18 protein-coding genes are annotated in these 22,674 nt (G+C 47.6%); 12 read left to right on the top strand and 6 right to left on the bottom strand.

Annotation, left to right across the window (positions count from 1 at the left end; translation table 11 throughout):
* Positions 1-24 precede the first annotated feature (24 nt).
* The gene (gene ychF, locus V7051_RS14480; protein ID WP_333876107.1) at positions 25-1,116 is read right to left on the bottom strand and encodes a redox-regulated ATPase YchF; all 1,092 of its coding nucleotides are present in this window, start codon (positions 1,114-1,116) and stop codon (positions 25-27) included.
* Between the two features lie 251 nt (positions 1,117-1,367).
* Between ychF and gcvT the strand changes: the two genes are divergently transcribed.
* Complete coding sequence (gcvT, locus tag V7051_RS14475) at positions 1,368-2,450, top strand: glycine cleavage system aminomethyltransferase GcvT (RefSeq protein WP_333876105.1); 1,083 nt, start codon at positions 1,368-1,370, stop codon at positions 2,448-2,450.
* Between the two features lie 4 nt (positions 2,451-2,454).
* Positions 2,455-5,349 (top strand): aminomethyl-transferring glycine dehydrogenase, encoded by a 2,895-nt coding sequence (gene gcvP / locus V7051_RS14470; protein ID WP_333876103.1) that lies wholly within the window; start codon positions 2,455-2,457, stop codon positions 5,347-5,349.
* A gap of 175 nt (positions 5,350-5,524) precedes the next feature.
* Here gcvP and V7051_RS14465 read toward each other — a convergent pair whose 3' ends face one another.
* Entirely contained in the window at positions 5,525-5,962 is a 438-nt protein-coding gene (locus tag V7051_RS14465; RefSeq protein ID WP_333876102.1) for an NUDIX hydrolase, read from the bottom strand.
* Between the two features lie 156 nt (positions 5,963-6,118).
* On the opposite strand from V7051_RS14465, the gene V7051_RS14460 reads away from it, so the two are divergent.
* Positions 6,119-6,856 carry a zinc ribbon domain-containing protein gene (locus V7051_RS14460; RefSeq protein ID WP_333876099.1) on the top strand — a complete coding sequence of 246 codons (738 nt, stop codon included), beginning with the start codon at positions 6,119-6,121 and terminating at the stop codon, positions 6,854-6,856.
* A 187-nt stretch (positions 6,857-7,043) separates the two neighbouring features.
* Here V7051_RS14460 and V7051_RS14455 read toward each other — a convergent pair whose 3' ends face one another.
* Positions 7,044-7,694: a response regulator transcription factor gene (locus V7051_RS14455; protein ID WP_333876097.1), complete on the bottom strand. Its 651-nt coding sequence runs from the start codon at positions 7,692-7,694 to the stop codon at positions 7,044-7,046.
* On the bottom strand, positions 7,684-9,603 hold the full coding sequence (locus V7051_RS14450) for a PAS domain-containing sensor histidine kinase (RefSeq protein WP_333876095.1): 1,920 nt from the start codon (positions 9,601-9,603) through the stop codon (positions 7,684-7,686). Before V7051_RS14450 ends, V7051_RS14455 begins: the two co-directional genes overlap by 11 nt.
* A 596-nt stretch (positions 9,604-10,199) precedes the next feature.
* Here V7051_RS14450 and V7051_RS14445 point away from each other — a divergent pair.
* The 8 genes from V7051_RS14445 to V7051_RS14410 all read left to right on the top strand — a co-directional run bounded on the left by V7051_RS14445 (position 10,200) and on the right by V7051_RS14410 (position 19,222).
* Positions 10,200-10,397 carry a hypothetical protein gene (locus V7051_RS14445; RefSeq protein WP_333876093.1) on the top strand — a complete coding sequence of 66 codons (198 nt, stop codon included), beginning with the start codon at positions 10,200-10,202 and terminating at the stop codon, positions 10,395-10,397.
* Positions 10,398-10,665: 268 nt separating this feature from the next.
* Positions 10,666-12,840 (top strand): putative bifunctional diguanylate cyclase/phosphodiesterase, encoded by a 2,175-nt coding sequence (locus tag V7051_RS14440; protein ID WP_333876091.1) that lies wholly within the window; start codon positions 10,666-10,668, stop codon positions 12,838-12,840.
* Between the two features lie 135 nt (positions 12,841-12,975).
* On the top strand, positions 12,976-13,218 hold the full coding sequence (locus V7051_RS14435) for a DUF2934 domain-containing protein (protein ID WP_333876089.1): 243 nt from the start codon (positions 12,976-12,978) through the stop codon (positions 13,216-13,218).
* A gap of 71 nt (positions 13,219-13,289) precedes the next feature.
* Positions 13,290-14,024 carry a hypothetical protein gene (locus V7051_RS14430; protein ID WP_333876087.1) on the top strand — a complete coding sequence of 245 codons (735 nt, stop codon included), beginning with the start codon at positions 13,290-13,292 and terminating at the stop codon, positions 14,022-14,024.
* Positions 14,017-15,975, top strand: coding sequence for an ATP-dependent zinc metalloprotease FtsH (gene ftsH / locus V7051_RS14425; protein WP_333876086.1), 1,959 nt, complete (start codon positions 14,017-14,019; stop codon positions 15,973-15,975). Before V7051_RS14430 ends, ftsH begins: the two co-directional genes overlap by 8 nt.
* Before the next feature lie 425 nt (positions 15,976-16,400).
* Positions 16,401-17,210 carry an OBAP family protein gene (locus tag V7051_RS14420; RefSeq protein ID WP_333876084.1) on the top strand — a complete coding sequence of 270 codons (810 nt, stop codon included), beginning with the start codon at positions 16,401-16,403 and terminating at the stop codon, positions 17,208-17,210.
* A 22-nt stretch (positions 17,211-17,232) separates the two neighbouring features.
* Entirely contained in the window at positions 17,233-17,655 is a 423-nt protein-coding gene (locus V7051_RS14415) for a YgaP family membrane protein (RefSeq protein ID WP_333876082.1), read from the top strand.
* A 10-nt stretch (positions 17,656-17,665) separates the two neighbouring features.
* Positions 17,666-19,222: a cytochrome B6 gene (locus V7051_RS14410; RefSeq protein WP_333876080.1), complete on the top strand. Its 1,557-nt coding sequence runs from the start codon at positions 17,666-17,668 to the stop codon at positions 19,220-19,222.
* A gap of 234 nt (positions 19,223-19,456) precedes the next feature.
* On the opposite strand, the gene V7051_RS14405 is transcribed toward V7051_RS14410, so the two are convergent.
* Positions 19,457-19,990, bottom strand: coding sequence for an SRPBCC family protein (locus tag V7051_RS14405; RefSeq protein WP_333876078.1), 534 nt, complete (start codon positions 19,988-19,990; stop codon positions 19,457-19,459).
* 851 nt (positions 19,991-20,841) lie between these two features.
* Here V7051_RS14405 and V7051_RS14400 point away from each other — a divergent pair.
* Complete coding sequence (locus V7051_RS14400) at positions 20,842-21,114, top strand: hypothetical protein (protein WP_333876076.1); 273 nt, start codon at positions 20,842-20,844, stop codon at positions 21,112-21,114.
* Between the two features lie 135 nt (positions 21,115-21,249).
* On the opposite strand, the gene V7051_RS14395 is transcribed toward V7051_RS14400, so the two are convergent.
* Entirely contained in the window at positions 21,250-21,504 is a 255-nt protein-coding gene (locus V7051_RS14395) for a Rho-binding antiterminator (protein WP_333876074.1), read from the bottom strand.
* Positions 21,505-22,674: the final 1,170 nt, after the last annotated feature.

Below are 22,674 nucleotides of genomic sequence, written 5' to 3'. Positions count from 1 at the left end.
TTATAAGTACCCGCTCTTACTTTGTCAAACGTTGAATCTGAAATGCACTACATCACCATCTTTAACGATATAGTCCTTGCCTTCAAGCCGCCATTTTCCGGCGTCTTTGGCGCCCTGTTCGCCTTTGTAATCGATGAAATCCTGATAGGCAATGACTTCGGCGCGAATAAAGCCTTTTTCAAAGTCGCTGTGAATAACGCCGGCCGCCTGGGGCGCGGTCGCGCCTACCGGGATAGTCCAGGCCCTGACTTCTTTTACTCCGGCAGTGAAGTAGGTCGCAAGGTTCAGCAGTTTATATCCGGCTCTTACAACACGGTTTAAGCCGGGTTCTTCGAGTCCCAGATCATCAAGGAATTCCTTCTTTTCGTCTTCATCCAACTGGACTATTTCCGCTTCTATGGCGGCGCAGATCGGCACTACCATCGCACCTTCCTTGTCCGCCAGCACTTGCACTTTATCCAGTAATGGATTGTTCTCGAAACCGTCATCCTGAACATTGGCGATGTACATGGCCGGTTTGAGCGTCATTAAACACAGGTCTCGAATCAGGGCTTTTTCATCATCGGTTAATGGCAGGGTTCGCGCAGGCTCACCCGAATCCAATTGCTTGAAAACTTTTTCCAGTACATCTTTTTTCGCCTGTTCGTCTTTGTTGCCGGTTCGGGCGGCTTTGGTCGCACGTAACAGGGCTTTTTCAACGGAAGCCATATCGGCCAGCGCCAATTCTGTATTGATGACTTCGATGTCGGAAAGAGGATCGATTTTTCCGGCAACATGGATGACGTTATCATCATGAAAGCAGCGTACAACATGGGCTATCGCATCGGTTTCACGAATATTGGCTAAAAACTGGTTGCCCAATCCTTCGCCTTTCGATGCGCCGGCCACCAGTCCTGCAATGTCTACAAACTCAATCGTGGTAGGCAATACGCGTTCGGGTTTTACAATTTCCGCCAGCTTGTCCATTCGGCTGTCAGGCACGGGAACAACGCCTACATTGGGATCAATGGTGCAAAAGGGGTAGTTTTCGGCCGCGATTTTTGCACGGGTTAATGCATTAAATAAGGTTGATTTCCCAACATTGGGTAAACCGACGATTCCACAATACAGCGCCATAGAGTTCTCTGAGATTTTTAATAAGAAGTGAGTGCAGCAAGATATCAAGCCGAAACAAAGGGGATTATACAAGCTATAGCTTTAATCTAAAAAACTTAAACAAGTAAACAGTGAGTAGATTGAATAAAGCCTCGCGTAATCCATGTGATCGGAGTGCTGTTGAAGTTGTGTTTTTTCTTCACGCTCTTCGTAGTAAATGCCCCAACAAATCGCTAAACTACCGTCTTGCTCACCGCCAAGATAAATACTTCATGCTAAAACAAACGCCAATTTACAATTTGCATCTTGAGCTGGGCGCCAGGATGGTGCCGTTTGCCGGCTATTTTATGCCGGTGCAATACGGCAACGGTACGCTACATGAACATCTGCATTGCCGCAGCCATGCCGGTTTTTTCGACATCTCCCACATGGGGCAGTGTCTGATTCTGGGCGATGATGCGGTTCATGAGCTTGAACAGCTGGTACCCGGCGATATTGTCGGACTTAAATCCGGCCAGCAAAAATATACGGTATTAACCAATGATAATGGCGGCATTATGGATGACATTGTCATTACCCGTATTGATACAGGTTTCATGATCATTGTGAATGCCGTTTGCAAAGACAAAGATTTTAAGTATTTATATAATCGATTATCCGGCCGCTGTTGTTTTAATGAACTGACGGGCCAGGCCTTATTCGCATTGCAAGGGCCTGCGGCCGCATCAGTGATGCAAAAATTTTCGCCGCAAGCCGCTGAACTTTCCTTTATGCAAGCGTGCGGTACCTATATTGAAGGCATAAAATGTAACATCAGCCGTAGCGGCTATACCGGCGAAGACGGTTTTGAAATACTGGTCGGCCATCATTATGCCGAACAACTTGCCCGCCTGTTGCTGGCCGAAGACGATGTGGAACCGATAGGTTTGGCGGCCAGGGATTCCTTGCGCCTGGAAGCGGGTCTATGCCTTTACGGCCATGAACTGAATGAATCGATTACCCCGGTAGAGGCAGGTCTTGAGTGGCTGCTTAAAAAAGGCGATAGCCAATTTCCTGGAGCCGACAAAATTACGGCCCAGTTGCAAAACGGGCCGGAAAAAATCCGTGTCGGTTTGTTGGTCGACGGCAAAATACCCGTGCGGGAAGGCAGCGTCATCTGTAACAGCGAAGATATTGCCGTAGGCTATGTGACCAGCGGCAATTTCTCTCCCAGTTTGAGGCGGCCGATAGCGATGGCGCTGCTTGATCCGTATACCGTTGACTTGGGTAGTCCGCTACATACTATGGTCCGTGATCACAATATTACGGTTAACGTGACGCCATTGCCTTTTATCCCCCATCGCTATCATCGATAAAATTATGTCCTTATCCCGCCCTGGCTTGGCGCAACTGGAAATGCGCGGTAACTTTATCAACCGTCACATCGGCCCCAATCCGCAGCAAATCAAGGACATGCTGACAGCGCTGGGTATCAATGAACTGGAAGACATTATCGAGCTGGCCTTTCCTGCCAATATCCTGAATCATGAACCGTTAAAACTGACCGAAACGATCAGTGAGCGCGCAGTGATCAAACACCTGCGCAAAATGCGCGAGCGCAATAAAGTATTCACCTCGATGATCGGCATGGGCTATTACGATACCGTCATGCCCGCGGTGATTAAACGCAATGTGCTGGAAAACCCGGCCTGGTATACGGCTTACACGCCTTATCAGGCCGAAGTCAGCCAAGGGCGGCTGGAAGCATTGCTTAACTTTCAGCAAGTCATCATCGATTTAACCGGCATGGAGCTTGCCAACGCCTCGCTGCTCGATGAAGCCACCGCAGCGGCTGAAGCGATGACTATGTCGCGGCGCTTGTCCAAAAGCACAGCTAACAGCATTTTTGTCGATAGGGATTGCCACCCGCAGACCATTGCCGTGATCAAGACCCGCGCCCGCTCCCTGGGCTATGAGGTTATTGTCGCCGATCCTTACAAAGATCTGGAGCAACACGATTTTTTTGCGCTGCTGGTGCAGTATCCGGGCTGCAAAGGTGAAATCAAAGACTTGGCCGCGATTACCGCCATAGCCCAGGCCAAATCGGCCTTAGTCACAGTCGCGGCGGATTTATTGGCGCTGGTATTGCTTAAACCGCCTGCCGAATTCGGCGTCGATATCGTAGTCGGCAACTCCCAGCGTTTTGGCGTACCGATGGGTTACGGCGGTCCTCATGCCGCCTATTTTGCGACCAAGGACGAATACAAACGCTCGGTACCCGGCCGCATTATCGGCGTCTCCAAAGACAGCCACGGCCAGCCGGCGTTGCGCATGGCGTTGCAAACCCGCGAGCAGCATATCCGCCGGGATAAGGCCACCAGCAATATCTGCACATCCCAAGTGCTGCTTGCGGTGATTGCCGGATTTTATGCGGTTTATCACGGCGCGGAAGGCTTGCGTTTGATTGCAGGCCGGGTGCATCGCTACGCACAAATCCTGGCCGCAGGAATAACCCAACTGGGTCATCAGGTGCTTAGCGAGTGTTATTTCGATACCTTGATTATCAGCACGCCGAACCGGGCAAAACGCATCGCCGCGCAGGCGACAGAAGCCAGTATCAACCTGCGTGTTATCGATGCGGACCATATCGGCATCTCGTTGGACGAAACCACCACGCGGGAAAACTTGAGAGACGTTTGGCAGGTTTTCGCATCCGCCACTGCCGATCTTCCAGACATCAACGGTCTGGATGCGACACTCGGCGAATGTATTCCCGAAGCCTTGTTACGCAACGATCAAATCCTGCAACACCCGGTTTTCGACCGCTATCATTCCGAAACCGAAATGATGCGTTATATGCGCAGGCTGGCCAGACGCGATATAGCGCTGGACCGCTCGATGATACCGCTGGGTTCCTGCACGATGAAGCTGAACGCCGCGACGGAAATGCAGACCATTTCTTATTATGAATTTAACGCATTGCACCCGTTCGCGCCGCTGTACCAGACCCACGGCTACCAACAAATGTTTGCCGAGCTGGAAGACATGCTGTGCGACCTGACCGGCTTTGATGCGTTTTCGCTGCAACCCAACGCCGGCTCCCAAGGCGAATACACCGGCCTTTTAGTCATCCGCAAATACCATGAAGTCAGGGGACAATCGCAACGCAACATCTGCCTGATCCCGGCTTCCGCACACGGCACCAATCCGGCCAGCGCTACGATGGCGGGGCTTAAAGTCGTGGTGGTCGCCTGCGATGAAAACGGCAACGTCAGCCTGGATGATTTGCGCGCGAAAACCGCCGAATACCATGACACGCTGGCCGCGTTAATGATTACCTATCCGTCCACGCACGGCGTGTTCGAGCAGGCGTTCCGCGAAATCTGCGACTTGATCCACCAGCATGGCGGACAGGTTTATCTGGACGGCGCCAACTTTAATGCGCTGGTCGGCTTGAGTCGTCCCGGCAAAATCGGTGCCGATGTCGCGCATCTTAACCTGCATAAAACCTTCTGCATTCCGCATGGCGGCGGCGGTCCCGGCGTCGGTCCGATAGGCGTGGGCGCGCATCTGGCCCCGTTCCTGCCCGATCATCCGGTTGTCGATGGCGTTAATCCTGCCAAAGGCGAGCACGGCACCATAGGCACGGTATCCGCCGCACCCTGGGGATCGGCCAGCATCTACACCATTTCCTGGGCCTATATCGCGATGATGGGCGCAGCCGGGTTAAAACGCGCAACATTGACCGCGATCTTGAACGCCAATTACATAGCCAAACGTCTAGCGCCCTATTACCCGATTTTATACACAGGCAAAAACGGCTGGGTCGCGCACGAATGCATCATCGATTGCCACGCCTTTAAAAAGACCTGCAACGTCACCGTCGAAGACATTGCCAAGCGCCTGATCGATTATGGTTTTCATGCGCCCACCGTGTCGTTTCCGGTCGCCGACACTTTGATGATAGAACCCACCGAAAGCGAAGATAAAGCCGAGATAGACCGTTTTTGCTCTGCATTAATCGCCATTCGCGAAGAGATTAAAGCCATTGAAACCGGCGAAGCGGACGCTGAAAATAACCTGTTGCATAATGCCCCGCATACCCACCGCTTGTTGCTGGAACAATGGACTCTGCCGTACTCGAAACAACAGGCTTTTTTTCCAAACAACCATCAGCATGACGATAAATACTGGCCGCCGGTCGGGCGTATCGACAATGTTTATGGCGACAGGCATTTGTTTTGCAGCTGTCCGCAGTGGCTGGATGAGGAGTAACTAATCAATAAAGAATTTCACCACGAAGACACGAAGAACACGAAGTTTTACGTAAGCATTTACAATACTTCGATGGTTTAATTTTTAATGAACCCAATAAATGATGTGGAGGGCAGCAAAGCGGAACTTAATAGTTATTTTTTTACCTTCGTGTTCTTCGTGTTTTCGTGGTGAATCAAACCCTTAATGGTGTCACTTTTCCGTTTAGGCGGTAATTCCGATAATCTTCCACAACCTGGGAGTGGTCGAATGCCAGCACAGCGGGGAGATTATCGAACGTAAAAATGCCGAAATTTTTTGCATCATCCGCTGCGCGCGGCATGCCGGTTGCTTCGGCAATATAGACCGCAGTGACGGTATGGTTGCGTGAATCACGTTCGGGATTGGAGTAAATGCCCAGTAAAGCCGTCAGGGTAATGTCGAGACAGGTTTCTTCCTTCGCTTCGCGAATCGCCGCATGCTCCACGGTTTCGCCGACATCGACAAAACCGCCCGGCACTGCCCAGCCATATGGCGGGTAGGCGCGCTCAATCAGCACAAACGGCCGCTCGGGTTGGTCGATCAATTCGATTAAAATATCGGCGGCCAGCAAAGGGGTGACGGGTTTTGGCATGTTATCTCCTAAAAATTGGTGTCAGTGGTTAAGATCTTAAGCTGAACAAATTAGGGATGAAATATACCATAGGAGTGCTTAAGCGAATTTTTTCACCACGAAGACACGAACAAAAAACATCAATTCGATCCGCTTAACCTTAATTGAAAAAAGCTCATGAACTGTCCCAAGTGCCGACACGACCTGTATGAACAAAGTGAAATCTGTCCTCATTGCGGCATCGTTTTTGAAAAATATCTGAAATATCATCCTGAACAGACGGCCCGGAAAGAAGTTCAAGCGCCCATTGTGACATTGTACGAAGAAGATGAAGCAAAGCCGTTAACACGGATTTTGTTTCGTCAGGAGCAGCCAGGCACATCGGCGTATTTAAGAGGCCAGTCGATTATTGTTTTGGGTCTCATGCTTTGGAGCTGGCAGCTTATCAGCCCATCTATCGAGAGCAACGCTGTTGGAAACTCTTTTTTGCATCTGGTCAACCTGCCTTTTCATGAGGCGGGACATATTATTTTCAGGCCATTCGGCGCATTCATCACTTCACTGGGCGGAACGCTGGGACAGCTGCTGATGCCGTCAATTTGCGCGGGCGTATTGTTACTCAAAACACGCGATCCGTTCGGTGCATCGGTAGCATTATGGTGGATCGGTGAGAATTTTCTGGATATCGCGCCGTATATGAACGATGCGCGGGCAGGGCAGCTGCCGCTAGTGGGCGGTAATTTCGGTCATTCGGCGCCCTATGGTTTTCATGACTGGCAGTATCTTCTGACCGAGTCCGGTCTTTTGCAATACGATCATTTTTTGGCTAAAACGGTCTTTGCGATAGGCGCTGTCATCATGTTGTTGTCGTTATTATGGAGCGGGCTTATGCTGATTAAGCGCTATAAACAATAAATCCGCCATGCTGAGCCTTTCGGCTTTGCTCAGGAGAGGAGAGCCTTGTCGAAGAATCAGCGCTTTAAGTGATGGCATGAAAATGCCCATCAACGCTTCCCCTTCGACAAGTCCAGTACAAATTAGTCCGGGTATCTGATAGATAACCGTGAACGATACAAAATTTCCGGCCGGAATAATAAGATCATTAATGAACTCTTTTTTCCAGTGAGATGCTGCCCGGCGCTTCGCAATACATGACCATCGTTATCAGTTCGGCGACATTTTCAGCCTGCATTTTTTCCATGATGCTTGCCCGGTGAACATCTACGGTGCGGTTGCTGATATTGAGTATTTTTGCGGATTCCTTATTGGAATGACTTTTGACGATCAGTCCCAGTACTTCTTTTTCCCTTGTGGTTAAATGATCGATGCGGTCCTGTATACGGCGTTTTTTGACAAATTCGTCACGGAATACGATGTCCTTTTTAATGGCTTCATTGATTCGTTCCAGCAATACATCGTGATTGAACGGCTTTTCCAGAAAATCGATAGCGCCGGATCTGAATGCTTTTGCCGAGTCGGCAATATCGGCATGACCGCTGATGAATATAATCGGAATATTGATATTTCTGTTCAATAATTCGCTCTGAAGTTCGTGGCCGGTCATCAACGGCATTCTGACATCCAATACCAGGCATCCCGGGTGATCAGGATTATAGTTATTCAAGAATGCCTCCGCAGATTCAAAACTCTTGACATCCTGTCCTGTTGATTCAATTAAGAGCGTTAGCGAGTCACGAATTGAGAATTCATCGTCGACTAAATAAACGAGAGGTGTTGGATTATTAATGCTCATCAGATTTACTCCGTATGGGTAGAATGAAATAGAAAGTCGTGCCTTTCCCAAGCTGACTATTGAAATGCAAGGTTCCATCATGGGCTTCGATAAGTGAACGGCTGATGGATAGTCCCATGCCCATGCCGTCCGCTTTAGTGGTGTAAAAAGGGGTTAATATTTTTTGTTGCTGGTCAGGATCAAGTCCAGGTCCGTTGTCTTTTACCCTGACCTGTATGCTGTCATTGAGCGTCATTCGACTATGGATGGCTATGTGGCGCTGTTGTTTCGGCGGCAATGTTTTTAAGGCATCAACACTATTTCGGAGCAGGTTGATGATGACCTGCTCAATTTGTACATGATCGACATTAAGAGGCGGCAGGTTATTTTCCAGCTCGAATGACAGCTTTATACAGTTTTGTTTAAGTTCGGGAATACACAGGCCGACAGCCTCATGAATCAAGTTATTAATTTCGGCGGTTGATCGATGTTTGGCATGGGATTTGACGAACTCCCGCATGCGATGAATGATCCTTCCCGCTCTTAAAGCCTGCTGCTGAGTTTTGTGCAAAATTTCGGTCAGTTTTACCAAGTCAGGATCGTCAGCGTTCATAAGGTTTAGGCTGACTTGCGTATAACTGGAAATCGCAGACAGGGGCTGGTTGACTTCATGAGCAATGCCGGAAGCCATTTCACCCATCAGTCCAAGGCGAGTGACATGGGCGAGTTCGTCCAGATGTTCCTTGTCTTGCTGTTCGCGGCTTTTGCGCAAACTCACATCGCGCACGATGTGGGTAAAATAATGCGCGTTATCGACCGAAAACTCCGCTATGGACATATCCAGAGGCACTATAAAACCGTTTTTGTGGGCACCCTCAACTTCCTGAATTTGACCGATCAGTTTGACGTCGTCGGGCGAGATGTAATCGTTCATTTCTCTTGACGATGACGGTATGAGTTGGCTAATACTGTAACCGACCAGCTCTTCCGGTTTATAGCCGAAAATTGTTTCTACTGCGGCATTCGCGGATACGATGATATTGGACATGTCGACAGTGATAATGCCTTCTACCGACGCATTAAAAATGGAGTTGAGCTTGGCTTCCCTTTCCAATAGTTGGTGCTTGGAACGGCGAAGCTCTTCAACTTTCTTCATTAGACTCAAATTGCTTACAATCAGTTCGCTGGTCTGTCTGCGAACTTTTTCTTCGAGCTTTTCATTAAGATAGGCGATAGTTTCTTGCGCTTGCTTGCGTTCGGTTATGTTATTAATGGTCAGGCATATCTGTAACGCGTTTTTTTCGTTGTAAACGACACTGGCGTAGCACTCAATATACGTTGGCAGTTTATTGTTACCGCTTGAGTGCGATACATCCGGGCAAAGTTGAAAGTACTTGCATTCTGGATGAGTGGGCGAGTCGCAGGAATTTCTGGTTTTGGTGCTATAAGCTTGGCTGGTTCTTTGGGTTAAAAGACGATGTATAAACAAATAATAATTATCCTGATCCAAAGGGTGGATAAATTTTCCTAATCTTTTGTTGATAAGCTCGTCTTTAGGACAACCCAGCAGGGTAGCGGCTGCAATATTGGCTTTTTCAATGATTCCGGTTTCAGTTAAGGTCAGGTAACCTACAGGCGATGAATCATAAAGTTGCGCGTAGGTATCGCGCGATGCAGTCAATTCCTGTTGCGCCCTGTTTAGCTCCTCATTCTGCATTTTCAGTTCTATTTGATGAACCTGAAAATCAAACAGCAGTTTTTGAATGTCATCGGTAGACATTTTGGCAATGTCGTTACCCGAGTGATGGATCATGGTTTCAGCTTGTTTTCGGATGGCTTCACGATGCTTATCCATCAAATTCTCTGCATTAGTGCATTCTTTGCACTCCAGATTTTCAGTATTCATATGCCCATTAGTTGACTTGCTCATAACCAGTGTCCGCTTCTGCACGTTAGCTAAATAAGATGATTCTCAAGAATAAACACGCCACTGTTCTTCAGAATTGGTATCTTAAGTTTTGTTAATTTTTCACAGTAATATATGTCAGGCTTTACAGAATCAGCCTTTTATTTTGTGAGTCTACTCTTACAATTTACAAAAAACTGTAATTTATAAGTTAGCTTGATATCCCTCTCATAATTCAAAATTATAAAACTGTTGAAATCTCTGGACATTTGGCAGGTATTGTAACTAAAGCAACTGTTTGATAAATCATTTGTGCGATGTTTTAAATTGTAAGCGTTAACAGATGCTAAGCGGCGCTGTTTTTAAGTGTCAATAATAATGTACGGCATTAACTAGTGGAAATACATAAGCAAAACTACTTAGGTATGCGTACGAATTTTGCAGTTATTTTCTTTGCTATAAGATCTAGCCATAAATTGATGAGCCGGGTTTTTAAGCGCCTTTTTATGCATAGCGGACAACACGGGCTGACTTGTCTATAAGCTAACGGGATCGTGTATAAAGGCTGTCGGGTTTCAGTCAATTTTTACAGGCCAACGCTGGAAAATCCGGAGAGTGATATGTCAACGATTGATTTAGAAGATGATATGCAGCAGCTGGGTACAAACTTGAAATATAAAATTTCCGGGATTGAGATTGAGCTGAAGGAAAAGCAATTTATGGCTGATGAGGATGAATATTATAAAGAAGTGAAAACCAAATCAAAGAAAAATGCGCACGCAGAAGATAAAGAAACCCAGATTTATTCATTGAAGTGAACGTTAAGATTGCGGAGTAGATTTGTTTTTGCAAAAGAGTATGACCGGGTTATTGGCCGCTCATACTGGCTGTAGCTTTTACGCAAAATTCTGTATGTTTTTTGACACTTTTGCCGAGGTGCTTTATTTCTTTGAATAAATTCCCTTGTTCTACAGTATATTTTTTATTGCAAGCTACCCCTGAGTACTTCTTAAAAAGATTACTTAATTCTTAGAGATTACCCAATCAAATATTGGATATTTTTTTATCCAAAGGAGTAGAAATGCAATGTTCGAAAAACTTAAGGAAGATCTTGGCGTCTTTAGCTCATTTTTTTTTATTATGTTGCAGTTAACTAATCGTAGTCTGGCCATTGATACCTTGCGGATCAGTGAGGCCAAATATCGAAGTCTATTCGAAAACATTGATCAGAGCGTTATTTATCTGGATGCGACGGGAAATGTAGTGGCTATTAATCAGGCCGCCGAGCAGCTTCTTGGTCTTCCTCGCGACGTCATTATTGGACGTAAGTTTAATGATTCCTGCGTTAAAGTGATCAAGGAGGATGGAGATGCTTTTCCGGAAGAACAGCAACCTTCAGTGTTGGCTTTGCGTACCGGAAAGCCTGTGGAAGGCGTGGTTATGGGGCTGTTCAATGCTGAGCGGCAAAATTATCTTTGGGTGGTTGTTAACTCAGTGCCCGAATTCAGGATGGGCGAGCGTCAGCCTCATCAGGTCTTAATGACATTGACCGATATTACCCGGCAAAAGCAGTCCGAAGGTAAGCTGAGCATGGCGTCGGTGATTTTTAATAATATTGGGGAAGGCATATTTGTTACCGATAAGGATAAAAAAATAATCTCGGTTAATGAAGCGTTTACCGCTTTAACCGGCTTTACCCAGCAGGATGTTTTTGGCAAAAGCGCCAGCCTTTTGCATTCAAAGAAAAACAGCATAAAAATTGACGACGAATTAAGTAATCTTTCTGAAGCTGTCAATAGTTGGCAGGGTGAAGTCTGGCGTCGTCATAAAAGCAATATGGACTTTCCTTCATGGACTACCGTAAGCGAAGTCAGGGATTCAAGCGGAGAGACAGCTCATTATGTTCATGTGTTTATGGACATCACGCATTTTAAGAAAGCCCAGGATCATCTTGGATTTTTGGCCTACCATGATCCCTTGACCAAATTGCCGAACCGATTGTTATTAAAAGACCGTATCGATCATTCCTTGCAAAATGCACTGCGGGAAGGTTCGCAAGCGGCGGTGTTATTTCTCGATCTTGATCGCTTTAAGGGTATTAACGATACCTACGGTCATGCTGTTGGCGACGGATTGTTAAGGGAGACGGCAAAACGCATAAAAAACCTGGTCAGAAAAGAAGACACCGTTTCACGCTATGCCGGTGATGAGTTTGTCGTGTTCATGGAAAATATTCCCAATGCTAAAAATCCGGCGAAGCTTGCAAAAAAGCTGATCGATACTTTCAATGCTCCCGTTTATATTAAAGGATACCGCTTGAAAATATCGACCAGCGTCGGAATAAGCCTGTTTCCACAGGATGGGCATGATACGGAGACATTGATCAAGAATGCCGATGCGGCTATGTACCGGGCCAAGAAAGAAGGGCGGAATAACTTTCAATATTATAGCCTGGAGTTAACCACCGAAGCTTTTGAGAAAATGTCGATGGAATGCGCATTACGCCAGTCGATAGAGCGGCATGAGTTGATTTTGTACTACCAGCCGCAGGTTTGCCTTAAAACCGGGGAACTTGTAGGCGTTGAGTCTTTGGTGCGTTGGATGCACCCGACGCAGGGATTGATGTTACCCAAGCACTTTATCTCCATAGCCGAGGATAGCGGGTTTATCGTCGCCCTTGGCGAATGGGTATTGCAAAACGCGTGCATGCAAATGGTCCGATGGCTGGACGAGGGTTTGAACGTCAATAAAATGGTCGTTAATGTTTCGGCGATTCAGCTTTTACGCTCCGATTTTGTTGCTACGGTTGAACGCGTATTAGGTTCGACCGGACTTGATCCGTCCTATCTTGAACTGGAACTTAGCGGCAGCGGTTTTATGGATAATTCCGAGCAAATCATAAAGACATTGAATAAGTTGGTGGCGTTAGGCATAGATCTGGCGATTGATGATTTTGGCGTGGGTTGTTTTTCGCTTAATAACTTAAAACGTATTCCTGTAAAAAAATTAAAAATTAATAATTCCTTCGTCGCTGATGTATTGAATAACGTCGATGATGAAGATCTTACTCGCGCACTGATAGCCTTGGGCCATGGCTTGCATCTACAGGTTATTGCGATGGGCATTGAATCGAAAGCCCAGCAAAGGCGATTGATGGATTTAGGCTGTGACGAAGGGCAGGGTTATTTATACAGCTCGCCGGTATTGCCTTGGTCAAGTATTTTCCGGAAATTGTGTGCAAGTAATATTTTTAAGGCTTAACGGCTTACAGCGTCTTAATTTTCGAAAATATAGGCAGGTATAGGTATTTATACGAATTACTCCAGCTCATCTTTAGAGTTAGACTTATTCGCTAGGTATTTGTACGAATTGTTGCTCTGTCTCTTTCTACATAGAATGAACAACCAAAAGATATTCCTTCGGGATATACAAGGGGGTGAAGTTGTGGTCGATTCAGTACAAAATCCAAATACGGGGGGGAGTATTGATAAGGAGAGACTTCAAGAAATGATTGCAGAACGCGCTTTTTCCAAAGCCGAAAAAAGGGGATTTACAGGCGGGCATGAAATGGAAGACTGGCTGGAGGCCGAGTCGGAAATTAAAAATCAATATTTTTATTGGTTTCAAGATTCTGAGTGATTTTATCAATCACGATTTTGAGTGATCTTATCAATCACAATGTTTGTTGACGTAAAGCTATGGTGTTGAATATGAAACGAAATAAAATAATTGAAGCTCACAGTCACGACAAATTAACAGAGCATAAAAAACGTGTCGCTTTCCATGAAGCAGGCCATGCGGCGGGCATCCATCTAAATAATAAGACCAGACAGTTGCCGCCGATTTTTTTCAAAATTATTTTCAAGGACATGGGCGGGGTAGCAGAAACGGATGTGATGTCTTATCAAGCCGCTCATGACGATTGTATCGCACGCGTTGAAGGAGGGCGGTTAATCGAGTCATTGCCGCCTTCTATTGATAGCTTGGTACGTGAATTAACCAAGCATAGCGACGCAATGATTCAATTGGTAAATGATTATATGGTGGCTTTTGAGGCGGATATTATCAATCTGCTGATTGGGCCGCTGGCTGAAGCTAAGTATGTTGCTGATACCGATGATGAGCTATTTAATCGGCAATTAGTTAATCTGAATGCTTTAAAAAATTATGGCGGGAGTTCCGACCTTGCCTTGGCGAATGAATATTTACAAAGTTTCTCTGCCGATGAGCAACAGAGAGATGAAAAATTGGACGAGTTGTTTACCGTTGCGTTTGACTTTGTAAATAACGATGTAAATTGGGCGGCAATCAACAAACTGGCTAATTATATTCTTGACGATAATAAAAATATTATTGGCTGTGAAGAGATTGTTTCGATGCTTGATGAATCGGTAGATCATTTTCAAAACCGGAGAAAAAGGGCAAGGCTTCGCCAAAATGGATGATCCGAAAAACCACATTGTTAAAGCGGCACTCACATTGTTGAGTAATTCCTTGACCTACCTGAAGAACTTATTGATGAATAGTTTAAATTATTTATCCAAAAAGGAACCGCAGAAGGAACTCAATAAGCCGCCTGATCAAGATAGCGCCGGTTCCAGTTCCAGGCAAAAAAAGATTTTTCTATTCGCGCTGATGTTCGTCCTGCTGCTGACTTTTATCAACAGCGTTCAAGAAGTAAAACGTGACGAAATTCCTTTCAGCCAGTTTATTAAGCTGGTCAAAGAGGCAAAAATCGACAAAGCCGTGGTAACCGAGCGCTATATTACCGGTGTTATAAAATCTGACGATCCGAAGCAACCGGAAAAAACCTTCATGACGGTTCCGCTGTGGCAAAATGACCTTGCGCAAATGCTGGAGCAAAACAAGGTCGATTTTGTGGTCAGGAGCAGCGATAACTGGTTGACCAATCTTTTTTTCAACTGGATTATCCCGATGCTGATCCTGGTGTTTGTCTGGTCCTGGGTTATGCGCCGTAGCGCGGCCGGCGGCGCGCAACCCTTTCTTAACCTGGGCGATAAAATTCATATCCATCAGGACACTCAAGCCAAGATTACCTTTAATGATGTGGCCGGTGCCGATAGCGCCAAGCAGGAACTTAAAGAATCCATCGATTTTTTAAAGTCACCGGATAAAATCCAACGATTAGGCGGACGCATGCCTAAAGGCGTGCTGCTGGTCGGTCCGCCCGGAACCGGAAAAACCCTGCTGGCGCGTGCGGTGTCCGGGGAAGCGCAAGTGCCGTTCTTTAACATCAGCGGGTCCGAGTTTATCGAGCTGTTTGTCGGCGTTGGCGCGGCCCGAGTGCGTGAGCTTTTTGTGCAGGCGCGCAATAAAGCGCCTTGCATTATATTTATCGATGAGCTTGATGCCATTGGCCGCTCACGGGGCGGCCCGGTGATGATGGGCGGACATGACGAGCGCGAACAAACCTTAAACCAGCTGCTGACCGAAATGGACGGTTTCGATACCTCGGTCGGCGTAGTCGTGATGGCGGCAACCAATCGCCCTGAAGTGCTGGATAAAGCGTTGCTTCGTTCCGGGCGCTTCGATCGCCAGATTGTTGTCGATAAGCCCGATCAGCGCGATCGTATCGAGATTCTTAAACTGCATACCAAAGGCATAAAGCTGGCCGATGACATCGACCTGTCGATCATCGCCAAGCGTACGCCGGGCCTGGTCGGTGCAGATCTTGCCAACATTGCCAATGAAGCGGCGATTATGGCGACGCGAGTCGGCCATGATAAAGTCGAAAGGGAAGATTTCGAGTCGGCTATCGATCGCATATTGGCCGGGCCGGAAAAGAAGAACCGCGTTTTAACGCCGGATGAAAAGCGCCGTGTGGCATTCCATGAAGCAGGACACGCGATGGTCGCCGAGCATGTGCCGACCGGCCAGCCGGTGCATAAAATATCCATCATTTCCCGCGGCGTGGCGGCATTGGGCTTTACCTTGCAATTGCCGACCGAGGAAAAGTTTTTGTCGACAGAAGATGAGCTTAAAGATCAAATGGCCATATTGCTGGGCGGACGCATGGCGGAGTCGGTTATATTAGGCAACATCTCAACCGGCGCCCAGAATGACCTGGAAAAAGTCAGCGAGATTGCCCGCAACATGGTTTGCAGTTTGGGCATGAGCAAAAAAATGGGCGCATTGACTTACGGCAAGCGCCAGCATCTCCAGTTTTTGGAAACGGACATCTCGGAATCTCGTAATTACTCTGACGAGACAGCCCGACTTATTGACACTGAAGTCATGGCATTGGTTGAAGAAGCCGAAACACGTGCGCGTGAAGTCATCACCGCAAACAGGACGGGATTGGAAAAACTGGCCAATTATTTACAAGAAAAAGAAGTGATCAGCAGGGACGAAATGCTTGCATTACTTGCCGGTTAAAGCCAGGCGAGCTACTTAAATGGAAAACCCGTATCCCATTTGTTTAAAAATACCGTTCGCTTCGCCTAACCTTGTGTGGCGTTGATTTTAATTCTTTAGCCCTTTGCTGGCTGCCTACTGTGGTTAGGCGGCCAAAAGCCGTTATCAAGAAGCAAAATCCGTTTATCCCTGTACAAATTTCACCGTTCGGTAAAGCGCTCCTGCATCAGCCATCTCCGGCTAATTTCGCTATAGATAGTATAAACAGCGCTTATCGCCTTATCTGACTCATTGCCTCAAAAAAGAATTTAATCTTTATGTACTCTACCGTACATACTTTGGTTGGCTAACTATTTAAAGTAATTTCAAGAATTTAAAGCTCGCCGTAACTTGATTTTTAATCAGCATAAATTGTTCATTTTTAATGATCCTGTCTTTGGGAGAATATGATGAATCGGTCTGGCCAAGTTGAACATGCGCTGAATTTTGCCTTCTATTTTAGCTTTATCCTGATATTTTTCGGCATGCTGACAGCCTGTGAGCCGGCTGTCGAATCGTCGCTTCAGCCGGAAGGTCAGAAAAAAACGGCTAAAACACAAATGCTTGAGGCAGGCGCTGCGATATTACAGACTGATTCTCCATTGCAATCCCTGGATATCTACCTGAATGGTTTTCATGCTGATAAAGACGATCCGAATCATCAAATGGAGGCCCATCATTTTTGCCATCAAGTTAACGAGGACTTTGCTCAATGTGCGTTGTTCGACGGCAATACCCGGCAGGCGAACCTGATCGGCATTGAATATATTATCTCGGAGACACTATTCGATTCGTTGCCGGAACAAGAGAAAAAATACTGGCATCCGCATAATTTCGAGATTCTGTCCGGTCAGCTGATTGCACCGGGTATTCCTGAAATGGCGGAAAAGGAACTTATGAAAGGCAAGATGAACAGTTACGGTAAAACATGGCATGTATGGAATTCCGCTCCGTTTGGAAAGACCGGCGACAAGATGCCGCTCGGTGAACCCAACCTGGAGTGGTCGTTTAACCATGACGGCGAGGCATTGCCCGGCTTGGTCGAGCAACGCGATCAACAGTTGAAGGTTATGACCGGCGAACAGCGCAGCAAGCGTGCCGAATTAAGCCCATTAGCCAAGCCACAGACGGGCGTCGATGCCTTAAAAGGAAAATTCCCAAGGCCTACAACGCCGCTTGCCGGGATTGAGGACAAAAATCTTGAAAGTTCGAAATAGCTAATAACAGAGGAGATAAACCATGTCTACATCATTATCTCAAGAGATGGACCGGGTCCGACGGCACAGCCCTCCGGAAATTAACGACCGCATTGATGCCGATATCGATATGACAGTGCAGCGCTATACCGGCGCCAGCCCGGAAGTGTTATCGCGGCGTATTGATGAACTGGACCGGGAATGGGACATAGAGCGGGCCTTGGAAACGAATGCAGCAAGCGTCGCCTTATTGGGACTAGTCTTGTCGAGGATGCACAACCGCCGGTGGATGTGGTTGTCCACCGGCGTGGCGGTATTCTTATTGCAGCATGCTTTACAGGGTTGGTGCCCGCCGATTTCGGTATTTCGCAGGCTTGGGATCAGGACGCAAGGCGAAATTGACCGCGAGAAATATATCCTGAAAGCTCTACGCGGCGATTTTCAAGCCGTTCTTAAGTCAAGTTAAGGAGACAACCATGACACGTGACCGATCATTGACCACGCCACCCGCTTATTTTAAAAAAACAGTGAAAATAGTGTTTGGAATGTTTCTAGGCAGTTGTATAGCCGCGTTTGCCGAAACACCGGGACGCTCTAGCGATGCGGTCGCCGATGCACAAACGTCGAAGACAGCCCGTAGCGACAGGCCAGAGCAGAAGAAGACTGAGCACGATCGCTCGGATAGCTTCAGTGTGCTTAAAGCCCCGCCTTCATCGCCGGTTTTCAAGGGCCAGCCGAAGGACGGCAAGGTATCCGGCTTCGATTTCTATCGGGACCCCTTGAGCGCGGAGCAGCCTTACCAAAAGCCCGAAGACATCATGAAAAAAGAGATTTCCGGCAAATCCGATGTCATGGACGCACAAAAAAAGTTGCTGGAGCAACGTTACAACCTGACCGTCAAAACCGATCCTGAGGCCAAGATGTCCCGAGGCAAACCCTTGGCGGTAGGACCAACGGCCCGATTATCCGGAGGAATGACGTGGGATAAACTCGCCGAGACCGGACCGGAAGAAATAAAGAAGCAGGGGGTATTCCCTTATCCTTCGCTGCCGCATCCGTTGCAGGCGAACGGCGGCCAGGTCTTTCCGAAGATGCAGATCGACATGTTTCCCCGCCTTGAACGTTTCGATGTGGATTTCGACCTGCCCGAAGCTTTCTTACCGGAATTCCCGCCAGCCATATTTTTGAACAACCGCCCGGAACTCGGCGATGTGTCCCGTGGCGAAGTCGTCTCGATAAACAACTACTACCGCTTGTTTAAGGATATCCTGACTCCGGTGCAACTCGACGGTCTCCGGCTGCTGGTGACGCCATTCCCGCAAGAGGAATTCAATGCAACCGACGATCGTAAGAGCCGCGAACCGAGCCTCGGGGTAACCTGTCTTGATTGCCATGTTAACGGCCATACGACCGGACAATTCCACTTGAGTCCCGACATCCGGCCTCAGGAACGTCGTTTCCGGCTCGATACAGTTAGCCTCAGAGGCGTGTTCAATCAGCAGATCCATGGCTCCAAGCGCAGCCTCCGCTCCATTGAAGACTTCACCGAGTTTGAACAGCGTACCGCGTATTTTAACGGCGATGAGATTCATGCTGCGAAGAAAGGCATGAACATTCTGGACCGTATTCCGGTCAGTCACATGGCGCAATTGCAGAACATGCTCGACTTTCCTCCTGCGCCCAAGCTCGATCCGGCCAGCGGCAGGCTCGACCCGGCCAAAGCGAGCGAAAGTGAGGCGCGAGGCGAAAAAATCTTCTTTGGCAAAGGGCAATGTTCGAACTGCCATATGCCGCCGACCTATCTTGATCATCAACTGCATGATCTCCATCTTGAGCGTTTCCTGAAAGACGAGCCGGGCGATGGGCCGATCAAGACTTTTACGTTGCGAGGAATCAAGGATTCGCCGCCTTATTTACATGACGGCCGTGCATTGACGTTGGAAGATACCGTGGAGTTTTTCAACATCGTTCTGCAGCTCAAGCTTAATACCCAGGAGAAACAAGACTTGGTGACTTTTATGCGTCAGTTGTAGTCTTGATACTGAAATCTGTCTTTCTCGTTTTTACGCGCCAACCATTGTGTCACATGCAAGCGCATACCGGCAGGGATGCCGGACCATAACGTAGGGGGTACCACGCGCGCCTTAAGCTCCCAAGACGCGCGTAAAGGTAGTGTGTATAACGGTGAGCGCACTAAGCCAAGGCCGGAATAAGCCGGTTCGAGCGGCAGCGAGAATCGGCGTTTCCGGCAAAATACTACAATGGACTCAAAGCCTTTCTTCTACAACCGATTTCAAGGTCGCCAACCCCTGTTCGAACTGACCGCCTACCATCTTTTCGCAGTTCATTATTAAGCCTATGGCCTTGCTCATGAAGCTGTTTTTTCCGTACATAGTCCAGGTTACAGTGGTTTGATCGTTTTCTGAATTGAACGTGAACTCCGCAGTATTAGTGGCTACGAAAGATTTCAGGAATTCGAGTTTAAAGCGAATCAACTCGTCCGGACGGCTCTCGATGATCGTCATGCTTCCTTGGCCTACTTTGTTATTGCCAACCCATCTCATGATAGCGCCGGTTCCTGATGACGGCCCCTCGAAAGAGTTTTTGGCTTCGGGATCGAGTTTTGCCCACGGCGACCATGCTTCCCATTTCTGCAAATCGTTCACGTGGGCAAAAACGGCTGACGCAGGCGCGGCTATAGTGTCTGTTCGGGTAACGCGGAAGTCGGATGGTTGCATTGCTACGGCTATGACAAAGATGATTGCGGCGATTGCGATTAAGATGAGGATTATGTCGATCATGGATGGTTACTCCTGCAATGAAGTTAAAAAACAAGACTATAGAACAAGCAAGGGCTGTAAACCAGCATTTGTAATAAGTTGTTTATTTCAAAATATGACCGGCTAATTCTCGTTCCGTTAGCCTTGAGCTTGCCGAAAGATATAGTCCCGGTTGAGCGTAAGCGGCAGATCCGGGCGGTGTGTTGGAAGAAATATCCGCTTGTGCTCAAAGCTACCGGGTATTGGTTTCAGGCGGGGTGGATGGAGAGGAAGCGGCCACCGATAATTTAAGTAAGGCCAGCCAAGCCTCTGCGCTATCTAATGCTTTAAATCGCTTTACTTTGGTCAGCTCGAAAGCTCTAAATTCCTTTTTCTTTCGTATATTCTGAATTATCACCGGCCGGTTTCACCTTGCTCCTGAGTTGAGCGATCAAATATATAAAAATAAAGGGTCGGCCCCTTTGCTTGTTCTACCTCAATGATACGCCGTGTCACTGCCAGTAGTTAAGAATTTAATTATTGTGGGCGCGAATTTATTCGCGTTTTTAACTTCTATAGCGCGAATAAATTCGCGCCCACGACATTTTAGCCCAACCGGCGGAACGGGAATTGAATCCACGTTCCTAACGTTTCTGCGTTGACTGAGCCATGCGCCGGACTTGCCAGCACCGAACATTGCGGACGGTAATATGCCCCGTCCGGCTGTGGTATATACACAGAACGCAGCGCGTGGGAACGAGAAAAAGATATTGACTTTTTTTGGCGCATTGGTAATTTAATTACGTTATTTTTTGAATAACAAGCCTGAGCTTAGGCTTTTGCAATGAATAAGGATTGTTGTTCAACACTCCTAAATGATAAGGGGGGGCGCTATGAATAAAATAACTCCGCACTTATTACGCGACTTACACCAAACACTCCCGGAAGGCGCAGAATGTTATCTTTGTGCGGCGGTCAGGAGAGCTTTGGCCGCATACCGCAAAGGCCGCGAACCGGCAGCTTTTTTGAAAAAAGATGAAGCGTTGTCTATATTGCCGAAAAAGCTGGGTCGGGGTCTAAAGCGGTTTTTCATCAACGATATTCAATCGGCATTGGACGCCATACCGGAAAGAAAGCCCAATAAATGGCTTAACTTAACCCACTGACATTACGTCCTCTCCTGCGGGAGGGACGTTGCTATCATTTCTTACAATCCCCCTCTTTACAGGGGGGGTGCTGATCTCAAGGTGTATTTCGTGAGGGAAAAGCATCCGACATACAGGCCTTAAAAACACGGGATACTAAAAGGAAACTTCCTTAAATTTGGAATTGGGCGTAAGAACCTCCATTTTCTTGAGTTGGTTTAATTCGATACGCAACTGTTCTTGTCCAATACCGATAATCAGGTATTCCTGTTTTTCAGCTGTAGTGAGTGTATCTAGCGCCTTGCCTTCAAGGATTTGATGATTTGTTAATATTAGTCTTACCCGATAGCCATGCATGCAGGCGAGTTCAATGTAATCGTGAAGATCGCAGGATATAGTGGATTGGTTCATGACTTTTCTCCATTCAGACGAAGTGATGATTGGATAATTGTAATTCCCCTCAGACCCGAAAATAGCACTCTAAACGGTACTGGTCAAACACATTTCCAGGCAACTTGTTTGTTTCGTTTTTATCGTTCCCATGCTCCGGAGACTGTGAAAGTATTCATGTGGGAGGGGCTTTAGCCTCGACTTTCGGGGCTAAAGCCCCTCCCACGACAGATAAAATAATGACTTACAAATCACTAAAACATGATGTGTCATATTTTCAAGAATACTTTCACAGTCTCTCCGGCGTGGAGATGCAGCTTCAGACGTTCTGCGTTGTCTTGCAACATAAGGTGTCGCTAGCGCGACGGTTGATTGAATCGGGGTCTCGCCCCCGAGGGCGAGATACTTTTCTTTGCTCCGCCAAAGAAAAGTATCCAAAAGAAAGGCGGCCCGGTTGCCGCTTGCTTCCTGCGTTCCTCGCTTTCACCGGGGGTTGACGAAAGGGGCTCCTGCCCCTTCGCCAACGTGCGGCCTCCCTGCCGCACCCCTGCGGGCTGTTCCCGGCGAAAGCTCCGGTACTCGGCGCGGCAGACGGGATTGAACTCGTAGTACAGGCAAGTCTTCTTCGTTTGCGCACCGCGTTATTGTTATACAAAAGCGTTTTTGTTTTGTTTTATGCAGCGCGCTCGTCGTTATACACAAGTTTGTTCAAGAACGTTATTTGGGGATATATGTTGGAATCACGGGATTGGATGCCGGAATAAGGCCATCCAAGGCCTCCTGAGCAAAGCCGAATGGCGCGTAGCGCGAGGTGGTGTTTCCGGCGAATTTGGATGGTGTTTGCCGGAAACACCGGTCTTCGCTGCCGCTCGAACCGGCTTATTCCGGCCTACGGGACTGAGAAACTCCGCGTCGCAAGATTTGTTGTCTCGTTTGCCTCGTTCCCATGCAGCGCGTCATTGCCATTAAGTTAAGTGTTGTAGGAGCGGGCTATGCCCGCGATGAAAGAACTACAACTCTGCAATTGTCACCCAAATGTCGCGGGCGCGGCCCGCTCCTACGGTGTCATTGTAATGGCAGTGGCGCGCGACGTGGGAGCGAGGAAAAGCTTGCACTCCCGTTGTTTGCGGATAAATACGCGTAGAGTGTGGAAACGACCAATCGTTCAGTTGGTGCGAAGAAAGCCAGCTG

This window comes from Methylobacter sp., assembly GCF_036845245.1.
Taxonomy (GTDB): domain Bacteria; phylum Pseudomonadota; class Gammaproteobacteria; order Methylococcales; family Methylomonadaceae; genus Methylobacter_A.
Note: the sequence above shows the minus strand (reverse complement) of the source record. Positions and strands in the feature narration are given on the sequence as shown.

Bases quoted from the DNA above. Each gene is read 5' to 3' on its own strand.
- ychF (WP_333876107.1), bottom strand. From the start codon at position 1,116: ATGGCGCTGTATTGTGGAATCGTCGGTTTACCCAATGTTGGGAAATCA.
- gcvT (WP_333876105.1), top strand. From the start codon at position 1,368: ATGCTAAAACAAACGCCAATTTACAATTTGCATCTTGAGCTGGGCGCC.
- gcvP (WP_333876103.1), top strand. From the start codon at position 2,455: ATGTCCTTATCCCGCCCTGGCTTGGCGCAACTGGAAATGCGCGGTAAC.
- V7051_RS14465 (WP_333876102.1), bottom strand. From the start codon at position 5,962: ATGCCAAAACCCGTCACCCCTTTGCTGGCCGCCGATATTTTAATCGAA.
- V7051_RS14460 (WP_333876099.1), top strand. From the start codon at position 6,119: ATGAACTGTCCCAAGTGCCGACACGACCTGTATGAACAAAGTGAAATC.
- V7051_RS14455 (WP_333876097.1), bottom strand. From the start codon at position 7,694: ATGAGCATTAATAATCCAACACCTCTCGTTTATTTAGTCGACGATGAA.
- V7051_RS14450 (WP_333876095.1), bottom strand. From the start codon at position 9,603: ATGAGCAAGTCAACTAATGGGCATATGAATACTGAAAATCTGGAGTGC.
- V7051_RS14445 (WP_333876093.1), top strand. From the start codon at position 10,200: ATGTCAACGATTGATTTAGAAGATGATATGCAGCAGCTGGGTACAAAC.
- V7051_RS14440 (WP_333876091.1), top strand. From the start codon at position 10,666: ATGTTCGAAAAACTTAAGGAAGATCTTGGCGTCTTTAGCTCATTTTTT.
- V7051_RS14435 (WP_333876089.1), top strand. From the start codon at position 12,976: ATGAACAACCAAAAGATATTCCTTCGGGATATACAAGGGGGTGAAGTT.
- V7051_RS14430 (WP_333876087.1), top strand. From the start codon at position 13,290: ATGAAACGAAATAAAATAATTGAAGCTCACAGTCACGACAAATTAACA.
- ftsH (WP_333876086.1), top strand. From the start codon at position 14,017: ATGGATGATCCGAAAAACCACATTGTTAAAGCGGCACTCACATTGTTG.
- V7051_RS14420 (WP_333876084.1), top strand. From the start codon at position 16,401: ATGATGAATCGGTCTGGCCAAGTTGAACATGCGCTGAATTTTGCCTTC.
- V7051_RS14415 (WP_333876082.1), top strand. From the start codon at position 17,233: ATGTCTACATCATTATCTCAAGAGATGGACCGGGTCCGACGGCACAGC.
- V7051_RS14410 (WP_333876080.1), top strand. From the start codon at position 17,666: ATGACACGTGACCGATCATTGACCACGCCACCCGCTTATTTTAAAAAA.
- V7051_RS14405 (WP_333876078.1), bottom strand. From the start codon at position 19,990: ATGATCGACATAATCCTCATCTTAATCGCAATCGCCGCAATCATCTTT.
- V7051_RS14400 (WP_333876076.1), top strand. From the start codon at position 20,842: ATGAATAAAATAACTCCGCACTTATTACGCGACTTACACCAAACACTC.
- V7051_RS14395 (WP_333876074.1), bottom strand. From the start codon at position 21,504: ATGAACCAATCCACTATATCCTGCGATCTTCACGATTACATTGAACTC.